A 17,647-nucleotide genomic window follows, 5' to 3' on the forward strand; every position below is an offset into this window, starting at 1 on the left:
TTTCTAACCCTTGGGCTGCATCGGTTTCTTCCTACCGAACATACATCTCAAACCAACATTTATTTAACCATTTCATCCTATAGTCACAAAACCTGGAAACACTTTACATGACAAAGATGTACAGATAAAAGGAACTAACGATTTTGACCGTAATAGTGAGAGTATGCCATGATGTTGAAGAAATTACTGCAAAGAAAAAAGACGTATCTAAATGGATGCGTCTTTTTGCGATGTTTCTTTTGTGAAATCATATAAAGCAATTGCGCCTAAAATAACCAATATACTTTCAGGGGCATCTAACAAAATAGTTTTCCAAGTGTCTGATATTAACCATTTAATACCTGCCGTTGATTCAAGATATGCTTGAAAATAACCGATTGTAAACTCAATTACAAATAAACATACAAGTAATGTTAGACCCATTCGAATTAATTTCTTATTTGTAAACATGTAACACCTCTCAAAATTAATTGGGTATTTCTGATTTCAGTTCGTTACATACAAAAATCCTTATATTTAATTTTAACATACGAAAATATCCAAATAAATACAATATGCATACTTGCATATTTCTTGCATATTGAGGAATTACTGTTAATAAAAAGGCCCTACTAGTGTAGGAGAAAATAGCTTTAGCAATCCCAACAAGTAATCGCATAAATAACGAAATCATTTGAACCACTATATAACCGCTTCCTGGATGCGCTTCATTAAAACTTTATAATTAAATCTGCAATAGCTGATATAAAATTATAAATCGGTATCATTACAGCAGCGAATGCATCTGGCATACATTGTAAAGCTTTCGTGAGCTTCTCAATCACATTGTTATATGCTTCTACATAAAAAAATAAGAAGCCTCGTTTACAGGCTCCTTCATCATCTATTCAAATAATCTGCAATTGTTTGAAATACGACGATATACATATTATGAATACTTTCTTCAGTATTTCCACCATTGGACAAACCGACTGCCCATTGTTGTCCTTCACCACTTCCGATATTTGCAAAGCCTTGCGTATACATAGCATTTACATCTTTTCGTGCACTGTTATACTCTATCCCCTTTGTAATAAACGTTGAATATGATTTATCTTGCAAACCGATAAAAAATACTGGTTTCTTTAGCGATGAAAATACATTTTTATACTGCTCTTTTGAGGCTTCTTGAAAGTGATCTTTCATTATAAAAAAACCATCCACTTCCTTAGATTTCTTTTCCAGTTCCTCTAACTTCATTTCCTCAAACTTTATATTCCTAAACGTATCTTTCGGCTTTTCTCCAATAACTCCAATTACGAGTGCTCTTCCGTTATATTCTAATTTCTCTCCTTCTTTATCCTTTGCACACCCCGCACTGACTAGGCATATCAATATAAAAAATAAGAAATACGATAAACGCTTCATTCAGCACCCTCCCCTTCTTTTAAGTCAAGTGACAAAAACGTAAGGTGAATTCAAGAAAATGTAAGTAAAATCGATAGCTCAAATGACGTTTCTATATTATAATCAATTGAATTTATTTACATTACTAAACATAGGAGATTATCATGAAGAAATTTAAACTTTCATCTTTTCTTCCGTTAAGTTATATACTTCTACTCGTACTCGTAAGTCCCCTTTACGATGTATTAAATAAATCTACTGTACACGCAGTAGATGTCACAACTGTAGTAGATGATTGGATTCCATTTGTGAAAGCATTTATTATTCCTTATTTACTTTGGTTTCCTTACTTATACGGCGCACTTATTTATTATTGCTTTGCGAATCGAAAACAATATTATGTCACTTTAAGTAGTATAATTCTTGGAAAACTTGCTTGTTTTTCTATTTATTATTTTTGGCAGACAACTGTACCACGTCCAACAGTCGTTGGATCCGACGTATTTTCCGAACTAGTCCGCTATATTTATAGTATCGACCAACCGGTAAACTGTTTCCCTAGCATTCACGTTCTTACTACCTTTGTGATTATGCTAGCTGCCTTTAAACGTAGAGAACAACATGCTTTTGAATATTATATTCTTACCTTCTTCGGTACGCTTATTATTTTATCAACGCTATTTACGAAGCAACACGCATTTGTAGACGCCATTTCTGGAATGACGCTTGCAAGCATACTTTACTTCGGCGTTCAGCTTTTATTAGCAAAAGAAACTGTACGTGTTCCAGTAAAACAAAATCACAAAATGTAAAAAGCAGACTGTAGCTTCCAGTCTGCTTTTCTCTATATAAAAGGAGATTTTCAATTTAAGATTGCGGTACAGTCATATCACCAGAGTGAATACGACCTGCTTTTTTAAGAGCAATGTAAAGTATATAAGAAACAGCTACTGGAATGATGATATAAGTGATTACCATCGCTGGGACAACTTCCCATCCTTCGCTAGAAATTAAATTAATTGGTGCGATAAGAGAACTTAATCCAAGACCTGCAATTTCTTTTCCTGCTTCTAGTTGGAAAATTAATGCGGATACTGGACCAACTATAGCACTGGCGACGACAGTTGGGACGAGAATCATTGGATTTTTAGTGATATTTGGCAACTGTACTTTCGGAGTACAAAGCGCTTGAGCTAATATGCCGCCTAAATTATTTTCTTTCGCTGAGATTACAGAGAATCCGATAAACTGAGCAACGCAGCCTGCAAGAGCAGCACCACCTGCAACACCGTCTAAGCTAAGTGCGATCGCTAACGCAGCTGATGAAGCTGGAGAGATAAGTAATAGTCCCCAAACGACTGCAATAACAATAGAAGCGATGAACGGGCTACCAGCTGAGCTATCTTTAATGAATGCTCCAATTGTATTTAAAACAGGAGTAATATTATGAGATAACCAAATACCAACTAAACCAGAACCTAATATTGCTGCAAATGGAACGAGCATCATATCTAACGCAGTTTTTCCACTTAAACGTTTACCAATATATACAGCTAAAGTCGCTGTTAATAATGCACCGATTGGCTCACCTGTTTTAATAATTAGACCTGCTTCAGTAATTGAAATGGATCCAGCACCAATCGCTCCAGCTACCATAGCCGAGAAGATTACAAGACCATTTGCACCGAGCATAAAGGCAATTCCGGCACCAATGGCTGGTGCCATAAGCGATTTTGCAACAACTCCGATTGTAATAAGCAACGGAATATCAACAATTCTTCCTATATTTTCGATTAGTAAACCAATTCCAAGGGATACGAAAATACCTTGTGCGATTCCAGCAGATGCTTTAAATACACGAGACATTATATATTCCTTCATTTGTTTCACCTTCTCCTATAAGTTAGTAACCAATTGTTTTCATATAATCACGTAAAATATCGTTTGATTTTGCGAATCGAGACTCTTCATCCTCTGTTAAGTTTAGTTCTACAATTTCTTTTATACCATCTCTAGTAATAATAGCTGGCACTCCTGTACAAATATCATACTCACCGTACTCCCCATCTAAAATAGCTGATACAGCAATGACACGGTAATCATCGTTAAAGATTGAGCTCGCAATATATGCTAGAGAATTTCCGATTCCGTAATAAGTAGTACCTTTTCGTTTATAAATTTCCCATCCAGCTTTTGCAGTCTTCTCAACAATTTCATCTAAATCTATTTCACCAAATCGGTCTTTTTTCTCTTCTAAAATTTGTAGAATCGGCTTTCCGCCAACAGTTACGTGAGACCAAGCAACCATTTGAGAATCACCATGTTCTCCTAGAGAATACCCATGAATACTACGAGGATCTACATGCAACATTTCAGATAAAATTGTTCTTAAGCGAGAAGAATCTAGTGATGTACCAGTACCGATCACACGATTTCTAGGTAATCCAGATAATTTCCACACTTGATATGTAATAATATCAACTGGGTTCGATGCAAGTAAGAAAATACCATCAAATCCACTTTCCATTACGCCGCCAACAATGCTTTCCATAATCTTCGCACTCGCTCCTAAAGTATCTAAGCGACTTTGTCCAGGTTTTGGTGCTGGTCCTGCTGTAATAATAACGATGTCCATATCTTTGCAGTCTTCATAGCTTCCTGCATATACTTTTGTTCTTGTATTTGTAAAGTTAATGCAGTGTGATAAATCCATTGCTTCCCCAACTGCACGTTCATGATTTATATCAATTAATAATAGTTCTTCGCAAATGCCTTGATTTACAATGGAATATGCACAACTTGATCCAACTAATCCAGTACCGATAATTGCAATTTTTCTTGTATTTCTTTTCATAGCAATCTCTCCTAATTGATCATATAATCTATTTCTTTTGTTCTTTACACTCCTAATTATAGAGATTCCCACGATATAAACCATGGATGCTTTGTGAAATATTGAGCAAACTTTTGTCCTTTTTGTGAATTGTTATATTCCATTTTCGTCATATTTGTTACAACTTAAAAAATATTTATTATATATTTATTGACATGCCCAAAACAAAAAAACGAGCGACTTCATTCGCTCGTTTCTTCATCCCATTATTCCGCACTTAATTGACCTTTTAATTGCTGTACAACCATTGGGTTAGCAGGTGCAGCTGGCTTATAATAACTCTTTTGCTTTGCGTACTCATACATATTACGTTGACGCATCTCATCCTGATTACGAATTTGGATTAACGTTTGATGTAACTGTTCATTATCAGACTGAGAAATATAATTTGCATAACTTGTTAAACTTGCATTCAATCCTGCTAAATAATCATTTACCATATCTTTTTCATTCATCTGTCGCTTCCTCCTATCCTAGAAAAGTCATCAATTGCTGTTTCGTATTTCGTGCATCTTGTGCATCCTTTTGTAGCATTTGTTTCAGTTGTGGATCTGTACAAGCCTGTGCGTACTGGTCTAACTTATTAATAATTGTTGCATGTCCACCAATTAAATGGCGTAAGTTTTCTACTTCAAGCTCTGTTAAATTTTGCATAGAATACTCCTACCTTTCTTCATACATTCTCCTTTAGTATTCTGTTCTTTTGAAATCATATACACTAAAAAACCTTAGAATTTCTCCTAAGGTTGCTGACTGTCTCTCTTCTTATTCAATCTTTTATTACATGTAATCCTTTAATAAACGTTTCCAATAATACATGTAAACTTATATCCAAATCTAACGGTAGACCAAATCCCCCTTGCTGTTCAATCGACGCAAACCCGTGACAAATACTTCTGAATCCACGCGTCGCATGAAGTGCATTCTCTCCTTCTAAGCCGTATTGTTGTAAAACATGAAGACAAAGCTTTACAATTCCGTCACCTGCTTTTCTTACTTCTTCATCTCGTAAAAAAGTTGCTTCATACAGTCCAGGATGTTTGCGTACGAATGCTACATACGCTTCTCCCAAAGCATGAATTGCTTCATCCATCCGTTTACCCTCGGCCGCTTCTTCCAGTCTGTTATACAGCTGTTTGATTCCGTAAATGCCAAGATTTTTCCGTACATCTTGTAAACCTTTCACATGATTGTATAGCGAGGGGGAACGTACCCCTAATGTTTGCGCTAATGAAGCTAACGTTACTTCTTGTATTCCATTTGTATCTGCAATTTCTGCTGCTGTTTCTACAATTTTCTGTAATGTAAGTCCGATTCTTGGTGACATAAATTAACCCTCTTTTCTACTTTCTATATTCCGCTTAGCTTCCTTAATAGCATGTTTTATGACAGTACCTGGATTCTTTATCATTTTCCCATGTCCTGCCGCAAGTAAGGAAGGCTCATATTCGCTTAGCTTCTCTGCACTTTGTAATGATATTTCTTTGCTCCACGTTGCCATTGCAGGAAACGGAAACCAAAATTTCATTTGTCCCGAAACAGCCATACCTCCTCTTGTTTGGAAGGCATCCCCGACAATAAGAGCTTTATTTCGTACATCAAGAAGCGACATGGAGCCTGGCGTATGTCCCGGCGTCATAATCGCAAGAAGCGATCCAACTCGGTCGCCATCTTCCAATAAAACATCAGGTACCGTTTTTACCTTTTTAGGTACACCGCCTTTTATCGGTATATTCGGTTCATCCTTTTGTAACGTCGTATCTCCTTCTAAAAGCTTTGCGTCCCGCTTAGAAATATAGACTGGAACATTAGGAAGCACTTCCTTTAATGCGTCTAATGCACCGATGTGATCATCATGCGCATGTGTTAATACAATATTCGTAATTGGTTTCCCTATTTTTTCAGCCGCCTGTAAAATACCTTTTGCGCTATATGGCAAAGCCGCATCAATTAAAGTTAAACCATCTTCTTCCTCGACAAAGTAACAATTCACAGGAAACACTCTTGGCAAAAATGACAATTGATATACCGTTTTTTCATGTATCACTCTCATATTTCCAGCTCCCTTTTCACGAAAACTAATACCATTAGTTTCATTATACTAATGGTATTAGTTTTTTGTCACTAAAATTTTCATTTTTGCAAAAAAAAAAGAAAAGTAGCCGTTTATACGACTACTTTTCTTTACAGCTATTAAACTGTGTAACGCTCATCTTCTAAAATTTTCGCAGCGATTTCACGTTTCTTCGGAATTACGTTAAGTGGTGTGTGGCGAGTTAATTTACGTAATGATGATAACATCATGCGCAGCATGTCGCCGTTTTCAACTGCGATAAGTGTTTCTTTCGCATCTGCTTCGATTTCGTTGAACGCTTCTTGGCAGAATACTTCAGTGTATAACACTTTTTGTTTATTCTTTTCAAGACCAGTTGTTTTAATTGCCTTTTCTGTACGAAGAACAGCTGACTCCATTGCGTATAGGTTGCTTACGATGTCAGCGATATTCACAAGAATTTCTTGCTCTTTATCTAATGCTTTACCGTATTTTTGAGCAGCTAATCCAGCTACCATTAAGCCGATTTTCTTCGCGTTAGTTACTAAATATTTTTGAAGTGCTAATGGCTCATCGCCTACTTCTTCTGGCATCATCATCATTAACTCTTCTTGTAATTTTTGTGCTTTTTGAAGAAGTGGTAATTCACCTTTCATCGCTTTACGTAAGAACGTACCTGGTACGATTAGGCGGTTAATTTCGTTCGTTCCTTCGAAAATACGGTTAATACGAGAATCGCGGTACATTCTTTCAATCTCATACTCTGCCATAAATCCGTAACCACCGTGAATTTGAACACCTTCATCAACTGTATAATCTAGTACTTCAGAACCGAATACTTTATTTAAAGAACACTCGATTGCATATTCAGCGATAGAAGCTGCTACTGCTTTACCGTCCTTTACTTCCTCTTCAGATAATGTGCTCATGCGGCTTTCGAATAAACCTACTGTACGGTATACAGAGCTTTCAGCTGCATATGTTTTCGCTGCCATATTCGCAAGTTTCTCTTGAATTAATGGGAAGCGAGCGATTGGTTGTTTGAACTGTTGACGTTGGTTTGCATATTGTGCTGAAATTTCTACTGCACGTTTCGCAGATCCAACTGTACCAACACCTAATTTATAACGGCCGATATTTAAAATGTTGAACGCGATAATATGACCTTTACCGATTTCACCAAGTAAGTTTTCTTTCGGTACTAATGCATCTTCTAAAATTAACGTACGAGTTGAAGAACATTTAATACCCATTTTCTTTTCTTCTGGGCTTGTAGATACGCCAGCATATTCTTTCTCTACGATAAATGCTGAGAAGTGCTCTCCATCAATTTTTGCATATACGATAAATACGTCAGCGAATGCAGAGTTTGTAATCCATTGTTTTTCACCATTTAATACGTAATGTGTACCTTCTGCATTTAAACGTGCAGTTGTTTTCGCACCTAATGCATCAGACCCTGAACCTGGCTCTGTTAATGCGTATGCCGCTAATTTTTCACCAGTTGCAAGTAATGGTAAATACTTTTTCTTTTGCTCTTCATTACCGAATAACACGATTGGTAATGATCCGATACCTACGTGAGCACCGTGAGTAATTGCAAAACCACCAGCGCGCGAGAATTTCTCTGCGATTAACGCTGAGCTTACTTTATCAAGGCCAATTCCGCCGTACTCTTCTGGTACGTCAGCGCCTAATAAACCAAGTTCCCCAGCTTCTTTTAAAAGACGAACAGAACGATCAAACTCGTGTTGCTCTAAATATTCAAGCTCTGGAAGAACTTCATTTACGATAAAGTCCTCTGTCGTTTTTGCAATCATTTTATGCTCAGATGAAAAATCCTCTGGCGTAAACACTTGATCAATCGTAATCTCATCAACTAAAAAGCTACCGCCTTTAACCGCATTTCCTACTGTTTTTTCCATAAAAATTTCCTCCTTCATATTTTCATAAGCAGCTTCTTTCTTTTTGAAAGAAGCTGGCTCTCAATTTTCTTTTTTATAAACCTTTGTTGCTTCCATTCTTTGTATTGGCGGCGTCTCATTTTGAGCGAGCCGCTTCCACTTTTTTTAATCTAGTTCCAGCGGCTAGAATGTTCGGTGGCTTCGCTTCTTCCTGCGAGGCAAAGAACGCCTCTACGTCTGAAGCTCCATCCCCCTCACATTCTGAGCGAGCCGCTTCCACTTTTTTTCATAATCCAGTTCCAGTGGCTAGAACAATCGGTCGTTTCATCCCTTCCTGTGAGGCAAAAAGCGCCTCTACGTCAGGGCTTCCAACGCCCTCCTGTTCTGAGCAAGCCACTTCCACTTTTTTTATAGTAATTCAAACACTCCTGCTGCTCCCATTCCGCCGCCGATACACATTGTTACGATACCGAATTGTTGGTTGCGGCGTTTCATTTCGTGAATAAGAGATAGTGTTAGTTTTGCTCCTGTACAGCCAAGTGGATGTCCAAGTGCTATTGCACCGCCGTTTACGTTTACTTTTTCTTCATCTAAACCAAGTTCACGAATAACTTGGATCGATTGAGAAGCGAATGCTTCATTTAGTTCGAATAGGCCAATATCAGATAGCTCTAAACCAGCTAATTTTAACGCCTTTGGAATTGCAGCGATTGGGCCAATTCCCATTACTTCTGGTGGTACACCAGCTACTGCAAATGAACGGAATTTCGCAAGTGGTTTCATGCCATCACTCACTGCTTTTTCACGATCCATTAATAGTACAGATGCTGCACCGTCACTCATTTGTGAAGAGTTACCAGCTGTTACAGAACCGCGAACGTTAAATGCTGGACGTAATTTACCTAAAATGTCTAGCGACGTTTCTGCTCTTACACCTTCGTCTTGTGCGAAAATGATTGTTTCTTCTTGCAGTTTATTGTTTGATCCAACAGTACGTAACGTTACATCTACAGATACTGTTTCATCAGCAAAGTTCCCTGCAGCTAATGCTTTCGCAGCACGTTGATGACTTCTTACTGCAAATGCATCTTGTTCTTCACGAGAAATTCCATATTTCACAGCAACTTGCTCTGCTGTATGTCCCATACCCATATAATATTCTGGAGCTGCTTCTACAAGGCGACTATTTGGACGAACAACGTGTCCCATCATCGGAACTAAACTCATTGATTCCGCTCCGCCTGATAATACAGCTTCCGAGTGACCAAGCATAATGCGCTCCGCTCCGTAAGCAATACTTTGTAACCCTGAAGAACAGTAACGGTTAATTGTAATAGCTGGAACATCGTAAGAAAGTCCCGCTAGTCCCCCGATATTACGAGCCATATTTAACCCTTGCTCTGCTTCTGGCATCGCACAACCGAAAATTAAATCATCGATTGGTCCTTCATAATTCGCACGCTTTAATGTTTCCTTTACTACTAACGCCCCTAGATCGTCAGGACGAACTGTTTTTAATGAACCCCTCTTTGCTTTTCCAATTGGTGTTCTTGCTCCCGCAACAATGACAGCTTCTCTCATGAACGATATCTCCCCTCGTTATTAGTTACGTAATGGCTTTCCTTTTACAAGCATGTGCTGCATTCTTGCTTGTGATTTCATCTCACTTACTAAGCTAATAAATGCTTCACGTTCTACATCTAATAAATACTGCTCATCAACTTCTGTTCCGTACGGCACTTTTCCGCCCGCGATGACATATGCAAGTTTCTTCGCAATGTGAAGATCATGTTCAGAAATGTAACCTGATAAGTGCATTGCTTCTGCACCAAGTACAAGAGTTGCATATCCTGTTTCACCAACAACTGGTATCTTTTTACGAATCGGCGCTTTATAGCCAGCTTCATATAAAGAAAGTGCTTTTTGTTTCGCATCATATAGTAAGTGATCACCATTCACACTAATACCGTCTTTATCGCCTAAGAAGTTGTTCGATACAGCTTCTTGTGCTGATGTAGAAACTTTCGCCATCGCTACAGATTCGAATACTTTATTCGCAACTTTTTGCAGATCAAACTCTACACCGTTTGGCATTTTATTTAAGTGTTTAATGTATAGCTCTTTATTACCGCCTCCGCCAGGGATTAAGCCAACACCAACTTCTACTAAGCCCATATACGTTTCACTAGAAGCTTGAATGCTCGCTGCTGGTAAACAAACTTCTGTACCTCCACCAAGCGTCATACCGTATGGTGCTGCTACAACTGGCTTAGAAGAGTATTTAATTTTCGCCATTGCATCTTGGAAGTTTTTCACAACCAACTCAATTTCAAAGTAGTTGTCATCTTGCGCTTCCATTAAAATCATTGCTAGGTTCGCACCAACGCAGAAGTTCTTCGATTGGTTACCGATAACAAGACCTTTATAATTCTTTTCTACTTCATCAACAGCGTAGTTAATCATTTGCGTAATATCCATACCGATTGCATTGCTCTTCGAATGGAATTCTAAGCAAAGGATGCCGTCACCTAAATCAATTAAGCTCGCTCCGCTATTTTTCTTTAATACGCCATTTTTCGCTTTTAATTGCTTAAGAGAAATTGCCTTTTTATTACGTTCGATTAGCTTATATTCACCATTATCGTAATAGTAGCTATCTCCGTTATCATGTTTGTAGAAAGTAGTGAAACCTTTCTCTAACATTTCTTTCACCCAAGTCGGAACAACTACGCCGTTTTCTTCCATCTTTTGAACGGACTTTTCAACGCCGATTGCATCCCAAACTTCAAACGGTCCTTGCTCCCAGCCGAAGCCCCACTTCATCGCTTGGTCAATTGCAACGATATCGTCAGCAATTTCTTTATGAAGTTTTGCAGAGTATAAAAGAGTTGGTGTGATGATGTTCCATAACAACTCTCCTGCGCGGTCTTTCGCGTATACAAGCGCTTTCAATTTATTCAATAAACCTTTTTCTTGTTTACTTAACTCGATAGATGCAGCTTTTAATTTTTTGCGAGCTTCGTATTCCATCGTTTCAGGATTTAGTTCTAAAATTTCTTTTCCTTGTTTTAAGAAGAAGCCTTGACCTGTTTTACTTCCAAGCCATTTTTTATCAAGCATGTCATGCATGAAGGCTGGTACTTTAAATACATCACGCTCTTCTTCTTGTACGTTTTCATATACGTTATTTGCAACGTGTACGAATGTATCTAAACCGACAACATCTAATGTACGGAACGTTGCGCTCTTCGGACGACCAATAAGTGGGCCTGTTACAGAATCAACTTCCCCAATGCTATAGCCGCGTTTTATCATCTCTTGAAGAGTTACTAATAAACCATACGTACCGATGCGGTTTCCAATAAAGTTTGGTGTGTCTTTTGCGATAACAACGCCTTTTCCAAGAACATCTTCGCCAAATAGTTTCATGAAGCTTAATACTTGTGGATCTGTTTCTTTCGTCGGTATTACCTCTAGAAGTTTTAAATATCGTGGTGGGTTAAAAAAGTGTGTGCCTAAGAAGTGCTTCTGGAAGTCGTCTGAACGACCTTCTGCCATTTTTTCTACTGAAATGCCTGACGTATTCGAGCTTACAATAGAACCCGGTTTACGAACAGCATCTACTTTTTCAAATAGTTTCTTTTTAATATCTAAGTTTTCAACTACTACTTCAATAATCCAATCTACATCAGCTAGACGCTCAAGATCATCTTCTAAGTTACCTGCTTCAATCAGTGCTAGATTTCCTTTCACTGTCAGAGGAGCTGGTTTTTGCTTTAATAGTTTTTGCACAGCCGTATTACTAAAACGATTTCTCACACTTTTATGTTCTAATGTAAGTCCCTTCGCTTCCTCTTCTTTTGTTAGCGCAGGTGGTACAATATCAAGCAATAATGTCGGAATACCAATATTAGCTAAGTGTGCCGCAATTCCTGAACCCATTACGCCTGAACCTAGAACAGCAGCCTTTTTAATTTGGAACATCCATTTCTCCCCCTATTCTTGAATGAATGCTCATTCAATTTTTCGACATAAGTCGCAATCAATGAGTGAGCCTCTACTAATAAATATATGATACAGTTTGAATTTTCGCAATATATTTATTGATAAAATTTTCTGAAATAAATATATTTCTTTCATTTGGCTATGCTATACATGTGTATTTTCTTCATTAAAATGCACTTTTCCTTTTTATAATCTGACGAAACTGGAGGAATATATATGGCAAAACTTAAGAAGAACCCTTCAAAGGCTGGAATTAGCGCAGCAAGCGTAACTGGAAATGCAGGTCCTCATAATCACGGTGTGGAAAAGGGCCGTCAAGGTAATAACCAACAATATAAGAAGCATAATATGGGCGAAAAATAACGGTATATTTTTGGGCAGAAAACGTGGCATAATGGGTAATGGCTGCTTTTTCTGCCCAATTTATTTGTACATATGGAAAACAAAAGAGGGAACGATGATGAAACGAACAATAGTTATGATTGTAATGATTGCTACACTATTTACAGGGATGATTTTCTTCTCTTATGCACAAAGGCAACAAGCTGTAAGAGCGGATCAACCTAACATTACTGGGCAATATGGCATTACAATCGATGCAGACACAGGTGAAATTTTGTATGGGAAACGGGAAGATGAACGCTCTTATCCGGCTAGTATAGGGAAAATGATGACTACCTTACTCTTACTAGAGAATGTAAAAGAAAATGAAGAAATTACAGTTACAGAGAACGCAATTAAAACAGAAAGTCAAAGTAAGAAAATTAAACTTCGTGCCGGGGAAAAGTTAAAGCGGGATGAGGCATTAAAGCTTATGCTTATCATTAGTGCAGACCCGATAGCTGAATCCATCGCAGAACATATCGCAGGATCAAAAAATGAATTTGTAAAAATGATGAATGCAAGAGCGAAGGAACTTGGTACAAAGCATGCGACTTTCAAAAACGCAAGTGGTGCTGATGCACTTGGAAATAAAGTATCGCCATATGACATTGCTATGATTACGAAAGAAGCATTAAAGTACCCAGTTGTTTTAGAATATATGAATTCAACACGTACAACTCTACATACTTCAGAACGCTCTCCAAACATCGCAAACTATGGACGAGAAGAACTATATGACGATCCATATGCAATTGGAAGTAAAAGCGGTCTATCAGCACTCGGAAAATATACGGTCGTAACAGTGGATGAAAAAGACGGTAAACGCGTCATTAATGTTGTTTTATCTTCTACTCGCACGCAGCTATATCCTGATACGAAGAAAATGGCACATTACGCATTTCAGCAATTAAAATAACCAAGGAGTATTTTCTCCTTGGTTATTTTTTAACCATACCTTTTAACACGAACGCAACGTTTGCTGGACGCTCTGCTAGACGACGCATGAAGTAGCCATACCAGTCGTTTCCATAAGGCACATAAACACGCATTTTGTAACCTTCTTTTACTAGCTCAAGTTGACGCTCATTACGAATACCATATAACATCTGGAATTCAAATTGGTCTCTTGGAATGTTGTGTTCTTCGGCAAGTTTTTTCGTATATTCAATAATCGCTTCGTCATGTGAAGCAATCGCAGTATAATTTCCATTTAATAAGTGCATTTTAATAATTTTTTTATAGTTATCATCTACATCTTTCTTCTCCGGGAACGCTACCTCTTCAGGTTCTTTATAAGCTCCTTTTACAAGACGTAAATTAGGACTATAAGCATTTAATTCTTCCATATCTTTTTCTGTACGATATAAGTAAGCTTGAATAACTGTACCAATATTATCGTACTCAGATTTTAACTGTTTAAAGATATCAATTGTCTTTCCGCAGCGTGTATAGTCTTCCATATCAATGGTAACAAACACACCATTTTCTTTTGCAGCTTCTAAAATACGGCGCATATTGTTCATTACGATTTCATCAGAGATATCTAATCCCATAGAAGTCATTTTTAAAGAAAGCTGCGAATCAAGACCTTCTCTTCCAATTGCACGGATTGCTTCAATCGATTGGTTAGCCATTTCATTTGCTTCCGCTTCATTATCAACGAATTCCCCTAAATAATCGATTGTTACACAAAGTCCTTGCTTGTTCAATTGTTTAATAGCTGCTGTCGCTAATTCAATTGTCTCCCCTGCGACAAAGCGACCTGCACCAAAGCGTAAACCGTACTTTTTAGCCAGTTTTGTTAGCGCTTTATTTTTTGACAAAAAAAGAAACGAATTTCGCATTAATTGTTCCATGTAATTCACCCCTATGACTGTAATTTATCTGTTTTTTACCCCTCTTCAAAATTATATCATTGTTTAAAATTATTGGATACAAATAATTATTTAGATAATTTATAAAATACTATAAAAACATTTAAAAACCTATATTCTCGCTTATAAATATGCAGGGAATATTTTTCGACATTTAGAAAAAACGACTTTACTAGGCACAAAATAAGCATGTCGAAAATATTCGACATGCTTATAAAACCCTTTATATTCCATGTAAATTATATAAGGATATTAATACAGAAAACTTGAGATTATATTTACCTCAAGTTTTTTATTGCTCATTTCTCTTCTCTTCATTCAACTTTTTAATATCTGTAATTAACTGTACCATCTCTTCTTTCGCATCAGGATATGTCTCATTCCAATGCTTCACTAAAGCCGGCATCGTCTTCGCTATGTAAGAATACAGTGCCCACTTCTGCACCTGTTCTTTTCTCTCTGCATTGCTCTCTCCAAGTAATAGTTCTGTGTATTTTTCTAGTAACCCGTCAAATTGTTCGTTAAACTTTTCACTCATCTTATCTACCTCCTATATGAAAAAAGCAGCGAAGATCGCTGCTTTTCCTTATAATTTTGATCGAACAGAGTTTAATTTCTTTTCCATCGTGCTTACTTTATCACGACGATCATCGATACGAATTGTTGTTGCAACGCGCTGTGCACCTTTCGTATATGGAACTTCATGCATTTGTTGAATTACTTCTAGAATGACAGGAAGATCTCCTTCAATTACTGTATTCATTGGTGTTAATTGATACTTCACGCGATCTGCATTTTTCTCTAGCACCTTTTGTACTTCTGCTACATATTCACTAACACTTGGATTACCAGTTCCTACTGGAATAATCGATACGTCAACAATTGCCATAGTAGTCTTCCTCCTATAATTGCTTCTTATATATCCATTGTCTATTTTACCGAAATACTCATCATTTTACTAATTTGTTATTCCTCTATTTTAAACTGCTCAACCAATCTTTCTAAGTCTCTCATATGCTCCGTCAAACTTTCCATCGTATGAGCTACCTTTTCTAGATGACTCACTTGAGATTCAGTTGCAGCATTTACTTCTTCCGAAACAGCCGCGCTTTCTTGACTTGTACTAGCAATTGTATGCATTACCGTTGTAATTTCTCCTTGCTCGTAACCGATGTTATGTACCTCTTCTACAATTTGTTCGACTGAAGTACTAATTGTATTTACAACTGACATAATTGTGCGGAATTCCGTTTCTGCCTCTGTTGTAACTTTATTTTGTATATCTGCAATATCTTTTAATTTACTTATAACCTCTACAACTCGTTTTACCTCTACTTGTACATCGCCAATCATCGTTGCGATTTCTCCTGTCGCCTCTTTCGATTGTTCCGCTAACTTTCGAACTTCTTCGGCAACAACAGCAAAGCCTTTACCTTGTTCCCCTGCACGCGCCGCCTCAATCGAAGCATTTAAAGCAAGTAAATTCGTTTGATCCGAAATACCTTTTATAAGCTCTACAACATTTTGAATCGATCCAACTCTTTGCTCTAACTTTCCGGATGCTTCCTCTGTATGAACAACAATCGAAGATGATTGGCCCCTTGTACGAACTAAATTACGCATCGTATTTAATCCTTGCTTAGATGCCTCTTCAGCTTTGCCAGCCACACCTTTTATTTCACCAACCGAATTATTCATTTGTTCCACTGACTGCGCCATATTCTCGAGTTGCTCTGAAACTTCATCTACACTATTAGCAAGAGTAGAAGCTCCTCCGCTCACATCATCCATTGCACCTGATACTTCTCTACTAGCTGCTACAGTTTCATTCGTTAAATAATGTAGATTATTCGTTGATTGTTGCACTGTTGATACACTATTTTTAATTTTACTTACCATTTCATTCATTTGCTCAACCATATGATTAAAATGATTCGTCAGCTCTCCAACTTCATCCTTACTTGTCACTTTCATTTGCAACGTTAAGTCACCTTCTGCTACTTTTTGAACGTGATTTGTTAATAGTTGCAATGGTCTTGCTAATCTTCTTGAGAACAAGTATGAAGCTGCGATTCCAACTAATAAACTAATACATGCCATTATAAGGACTGTATTTCTCATACTATTTAATAGCCCATCAATCGTTTCTTTCGGATAAAAAATTCCTATTTTCCATTTCATCAAATCAAATGACTGGCTATAAACAACTACATCTTCACCTTTTAATGTAGTGACAGCATATTTTGTTACCTCTTTATTTAAACTCTTCACAAGTGGCTCTTTCGAAACATCTTTCCCTATTTTCTCTGGGTAAACAAGAGCCATACTTTTATCATTTATAATAAACATTTCTCCGCCATTATTGTATTGAATATTATGAAGTAACTTCTGAATTGTTCCGAGCGATACATCCATCGCAACAACACCTAACACAGATCCATCTTGAGCTGTAATTGCTTTAGAAACTCCCACACTTAACTTACCTGTTGCAATTTCATACATAGGTTGTCCCCAGTGAACCTTTTTCACATCAGCTTCTGATTCTTTATACCATTGTCTTGTCGTTGGATCATATCCTTCTGGCACTTGTCCACCTTCAGCAAGATTGGCACTTAATGTTTTTTTATCTTTCGTACCAATATATAAGTCTAAAATACCAGGATGATTCTTTTTGTACTCTGAAAACTCTTTCGTCAAAAATGCTTCTTCTTCTGGAGTAACTCCGTCTTGAAGTATATTACGAACCATCTCACTGTTCGCATAATATCCCATATCTTCATCCGTTCTTTGAACAAATGTCGTAAGTTGCTCTGTCACAAGATCCATCGTATTTTGAGAATACTGGTCTAAGGAGCGCACTTCCTTCTCTTTCTGTAATTGATACATAGCTGTACCTAATATTACAAACATCATAGAAATAAGCACCGAAAATACTACCGCAATTTTTAAACGTAAACTTCTCAACATCTTCCCCCAAGCATCCCCTTCTCGTTGTATTGTAATCATATTAATCACTATATTAAGTATAATGGATAAAATTAAAAAATTGAAATTAATTCTCATCTCAATCTGAGTAGAAAACCTACTACCACTTGTGCAAAAACAAATAGTTCATTATCCTTAAGCTATATCATCTCATTCGTTCGGA

20 protein-coding genes are annotated in these 17,647 nt (G+C 37.3%); 3 read left to right on the forward strand and 17 right to left on the reverse strand.

Features of this window, described 5'->3' with window-relative positions; genetic code table 11:
• Nucleotides 1–207: 207 nt before the first annotated feature.
• The 3 genes from CER22_RS08430 to CER22_RS08445 all read right to left on the reverse strand — a co-directional run bounded on the left by CER22_RS08430 (nt 208) and on the right by CER22_RS08445 (nt 1,407).
• Nucleotides 208–450: a DUF3937 family protein gene (locus CER22_RS08430; protein WP_141542775.1), complete on the reverse strand. Its 243-nt coding sequence runs from the start codon at nt 448–450 to the stop codon at nt 208–210.
• 260 nt (nt 451–710) lie between these two features.
• Complete coding sequence (locus CER22_RS08440) at nt 711–824, reverse strand: tail length tape measure protein (protein WP_088064738.1); 114 nt, start codon at nt 822–824, stop codon at nt 711–713.
• A 55-nt stretch (nt 825–879) separates the two neighbouring features.
• Entirely contained in the window at nt 880–1,407 is a 528-nt protein-coding gene (locus CER22_RS08445) for a hypothetical protein (protein WP_088608555.1), read from the reverse strand.
• 143 nt (nt 1,408–1,550) lie between these two features.
• Here CER22_RS08445 and CER22_RS08450 point away from each other — a divergent pair, with 143 nt between their 5' ends.
• Nucleotides 1,551–2,198: a phosphatase PAP2 family protein gene (locus CER22_RS08450; RefSeq protein WP_048542336.1), complete on the forward strand. Its 648-nt coding sequence runs from the start codon at nt 1,551–1,553 to the stop codon at nt 2,196–2,198.
• Nucleotides 2,199–2,253: 55 nt separating this feature from the next.
• On the opposite strand, the gene CER22_RS08455 is transcribed toward CER22_RS08450, so the two are convergent.
• The 10 genes from CER22_RS08455 to CER22_RS08505 form a co-directional block, all read right to left on the reverse strand.
• Entirely contained in the window at nt 2,254–3,267 is a 1,014-nt protein-coding gene (locus tag CER22_RS08455) for a PTS transporter subunit IIC (RefSeq protein WP_000666174.1), read from the reverse strand.
• 22 nt (nt 3,268–3,289) lie between these two features.
• On the reverse strand, nt 3,290–4,240 hold the full coding sequence (locus CER22_RS08460; RefSeq protein WP_088608556.1) for an L-lactate dehydrogenase: 951 nt from the start codon (nt 4,238–4,240) through the stop codon (nt 3,290–3,292).
• A 245-nt stretch (nt 4,241–4,485) separates the two neighbouring features.
• Entirely contained in the window at nt 4,486–4,734 is a 249-nt protein-coding gene (locus CER22_RS08470) for a spore coat protein (RefSeq protein WP_088608557.1), read from the reverse strand.
• A gap of 13 nt (nt 4,735–4,747) precedes the next feature.
• Nucleotides 4,748–4,933, reverse strand: a complete 186-nt coding sequence (locus CER22_RS08475) for a hypothetical protein (protein ID WP_001180550.1) — start codon at nt 4,931–4,933, stop codon at nt 4,748–4,750.
• 115 nt (nt 4,934–5,048) lie between these two features.
• Nucleotides 5,049–5,606 (reverse strand): TetR/AcrR family transcriptional regulator, encoded by a 558-nt coding sequence (locus CER22_RS08480; RefSeq protein ID WP_087986011.1) that lies wholly within the window; start codon nt 5,604–5,606, stop codon nt 5,049–5,051.
• 3 nt (nt 5,607–5,609) lie between these two features.
• Nucleotides 5,610–6,332: an MBL fold metallo-hydrolase gene (locus CER22_RS08485; protein ID WP_088608558.1), complete on the reverse strand. Its 723-nt coding sequence runs from the start codon at nt 6,330–6,332 to the stop codon at nt 5,610–5,612.
• Nucleotides 6,333–6,472: 140 nt separating this feature from the next.
• A complete protein-coding gene (locus tag CER22_RS08490; RefSeq protein WP_000416287.1) occupies nt 6,473–8,257 on the reverse strand; it encodes an acyl-CoA dehydrogenase family protein in 1,785 nt (594 codons plus the stop codon).
• Between the two features lie 115 nt (nt 8,258–8,372).
• Nucleotides 8,373–8,516, reverse strand: a complete 144-nt coding sequence (locus CER22_RS33005) for a hypothetical protein (protein WP_088608559.1) — start codon at nt 8,514–8,516, stop codon at nt 8,373–8,375.
• 128 nt (nt 8,517–8,644) lie between these two features.
• Nucleotides 8,645–9,817 carry an acetyl-CoA C-acetyltransferase gene (locus tag CER22_RS08500; RefSeq protein ID WP_001206340.1) on the reverse strand — a complete coding sequence of 391 codons (1,173 nt, stop codon included), beginning with the start codon at nt 9,815–9,817 and terminating at the stop codon, nt 8,645–8,647.
• A gap of 21 nt (nt 9,818–9,838) precedes the next feature.
• Nucleotides 9,839–12,220: a 3-hydroxyacyl-CoA dehydrogenase/enoyl-CoA hydratase family protein gene (locus tag CER22_RS08505; RefSeq protein WP_088608560.1), complete on the reverse strand. Its 2,382-nt coding sequence runs from the start codon at nt 12,218–12,220 to the stop codon at nt 9,839–9,841.
• A gap of 237 nt (nt 12,221–12,457) precedes the next feature.
• Between CER22_RS08505 and CER22_RS08515 the strand changes: the two genes are divergently transcribed.
• Both CER22_RS08515 and CER22_RS08520 read left to right on the forward strand, forming a co-directional pair.
• A complete protein-coding gene (locus tag CER22_RS08515) occupies nt 12,458–12,604 on the forward strand; it encodes a YuzL family protein (RefSeq protein WP_001096344.1) in 147 nt (48 codons plus the stop codon).
• 97 nt (nt 12,605–12,701) lie between these two features.
• The gene (locus tag CER22_RS08520; protein WP_000831460.1) at nt 12,702–13,541 is read left to right on the forward strand and encodes a D-alanyl-D-alanine carboxypeptidase family protein; all 840 of its coding nucleotides are present in this window, start codon (nt 12,702–12,704) and stop codon (nt 13,539–13,541) included.
• Between the two features lie 22 nt (nt 13,542–13,563).
• Here the strand turns inward: CER22_RS08520 and CER22_RS08525 are convergent, their stop codons facing one another.
• From CER22_RS08525 to CER22_RS34270, 4 genes are all read right to left on the reverse strand, one after another.
• Nucleotides 13,564–14,481, reverse strand: coding sequence for a proline dehydrogenase family protein (locus CER22_RS08525; protein ID WP_046955846.1), 918 nt, complete (start codon nt 14,479–14,481; stop codon nt 13,564–13,566).
• Nucleotides 14,482–14,791: 310 nt separating this feature from the next.
• Nucleotides 14,792–15,037, reverse strand: a complete 246-nt coding sequence (locus CER22_RS08530) for a YusU family protein (RefSeq protein ID WP_087986005.1) — start codon at nt 15,035–15,037, stop codon at nt 14,792–14,794.
• Nucleotides 15,038–15,085: 48 nt separating this feature from the next.
• Nucleotides 15,086–15,388: an MTH1187 family thiamine-binding protein gene (locus CER22_RS08535; RefSeq protein WP_001018862.1), complete on the reverse strand. Its 303-nt coding sequence runs from the start codon at nt 15,386–15,388 to the stop codon at nt 15,086–15,088.
• Nucleotides 15,389–15,465: 77 nt separating this feature from the next.
• Nucleotides 15,466–17,466, reverse strand: coding sequence for a methyl-accepting chemotaxis protein (locus CER22_RS34270; protein WP_088608561.1), 2,001 nt, complete (start codon nt 17,464–17,466; stop codon nt 15,466–15,468).
• Nucleotides 17,467–17,647 lie beyond the last annotated feature (181 nt).

Origin of the sequence: Bacillus sp. K2I17 (assembly GCF_002209985.1) — a bacterium.
Classification (GTDB): domain Bacteria; phylum Bacillota; class Bacilli; order Bacillales; family Bacillaceae_G; genus Bacillus_A; species Bacillus_A wiedmannii.

Coding starts and splice junctions, on each gene's coding strand:
- CER22_RS08480 (WP_087986011.1), bottom strand. CDS start 5,606: ATGTCACCAAGAATCGGACTTACATTACAGAAAATTGTAGAAACAGCA.
- CER22_RS08460 (WP_088608556.1), bottom strand. CDS start 4,240: ATGAAAAGAAATACAAGAAAAATTGCAATTATCGGTACTGGATTAGTT.
- CER22_RS08445 (WP_088608555.1), bottom strand. CDS start 1,407: ATGAAGCGTTTATCGTATTTCTTATTTTTTATATTGATATGCCTAGTC.
- CER22_RS08470 (WP_088608557.1), bottom strand. CDS start 4,734: ATGAATGAAAAAGATATGGTAAATGATTATTTAGCAGGATTGAATGCA.
- CER22_RS08485 (WP_088608558.1), bottom strand. CDS start 6,332: ATGAGAGTGATACATGAAAAAACGGTATATCAATTGTCATTTTTGCCA.
- CER22_RS08455 (WP_000666174.1), bottom strand. CDS start 3,267: ATGAAGGAATATATAATGTCTCGTGTATTTAAAGCATCTGCTGGAATC.
- CER22_RS08525 (WP_046955846.1), bottom strand. CDS start 14,481: ATGGAACAATTAATGCGAAATTCGTTTCTTTTTTTGTCAAAAAATAAA.
- CER22_RS08500 (WP_001206340.1), bottom strand. CDS start 9,817: ATGAGAGAAGCTGTCATTGTTGCGGGAGCAAGAACACCAATTGGAAAA.
- CER22_RS08505 (WP_088608560.1), bottom strand. CDS start 12,220: ATGTTCCAAATTAAAAAGGCTGCTGTTCTAGGTTCAGGCGTAATGGGT.
- CER22_RS08475 (WP_001180550.1), bottom strand. CDS start 4,933: ATGCAAAATTTAACAGAGCTTGAAGTAGAAAACTTACGCCATTTAATT.
- CER22_RS34270 (WP_088608561.1), bottom strand. CDS start 17,466: ATGTTGAGAAGTTTACGTTTAAAAATTGCGGTAGTATTTTCGGTGCTT.
- CER22_RS08430 (WP_141542775.1), bottom strand. CDS start 450: ATGTTTACAAATAAGAAATTAATTCGAATGGGTCTAACATTACTTGTA.
- CER22_RS08490 (WP_000416287.1), bottom strand. CDS start 8,257: ATGGAAAAAACAGTAGGAAATGCGGTTAAAGGCGGTAGCTTTTTAGTT.
- CER22_RS08530 (WP_087986005.1), bottom strand. CDS start 15,037: ATGAGTGAAAAGTTTAACGAACAATTTGACGGGTTACTAGAAAAATAC.
- CER22_RS08535 (WP_001018862.1), bottom strand. CDS start 15,388: ATGGCAATTGTTGACGTATCGATTATTCCAGTAGGAACTGGTAATCCA.
- CER22_RS08520 (WP_000831460.1), top strand. CDS start 12,702: ATGAAACGAACAATAGTTATGATTGTAATGATTGCTACACTATTTACA.
- CER22_RS08450 (WP_048542336.1), top strand. CDS start 1,551: ATGAAGAAATTTAAACTTTCATCTTTTCTTCCGTTAAGTTATATACTT.
- CER22_RS08515 (WP_001096344.1), top strand. CDS start 12,458: ATGGCAAAACTTAAGAAGAACCCTTCAAAGGCTGGAATTAGCGCAGCA.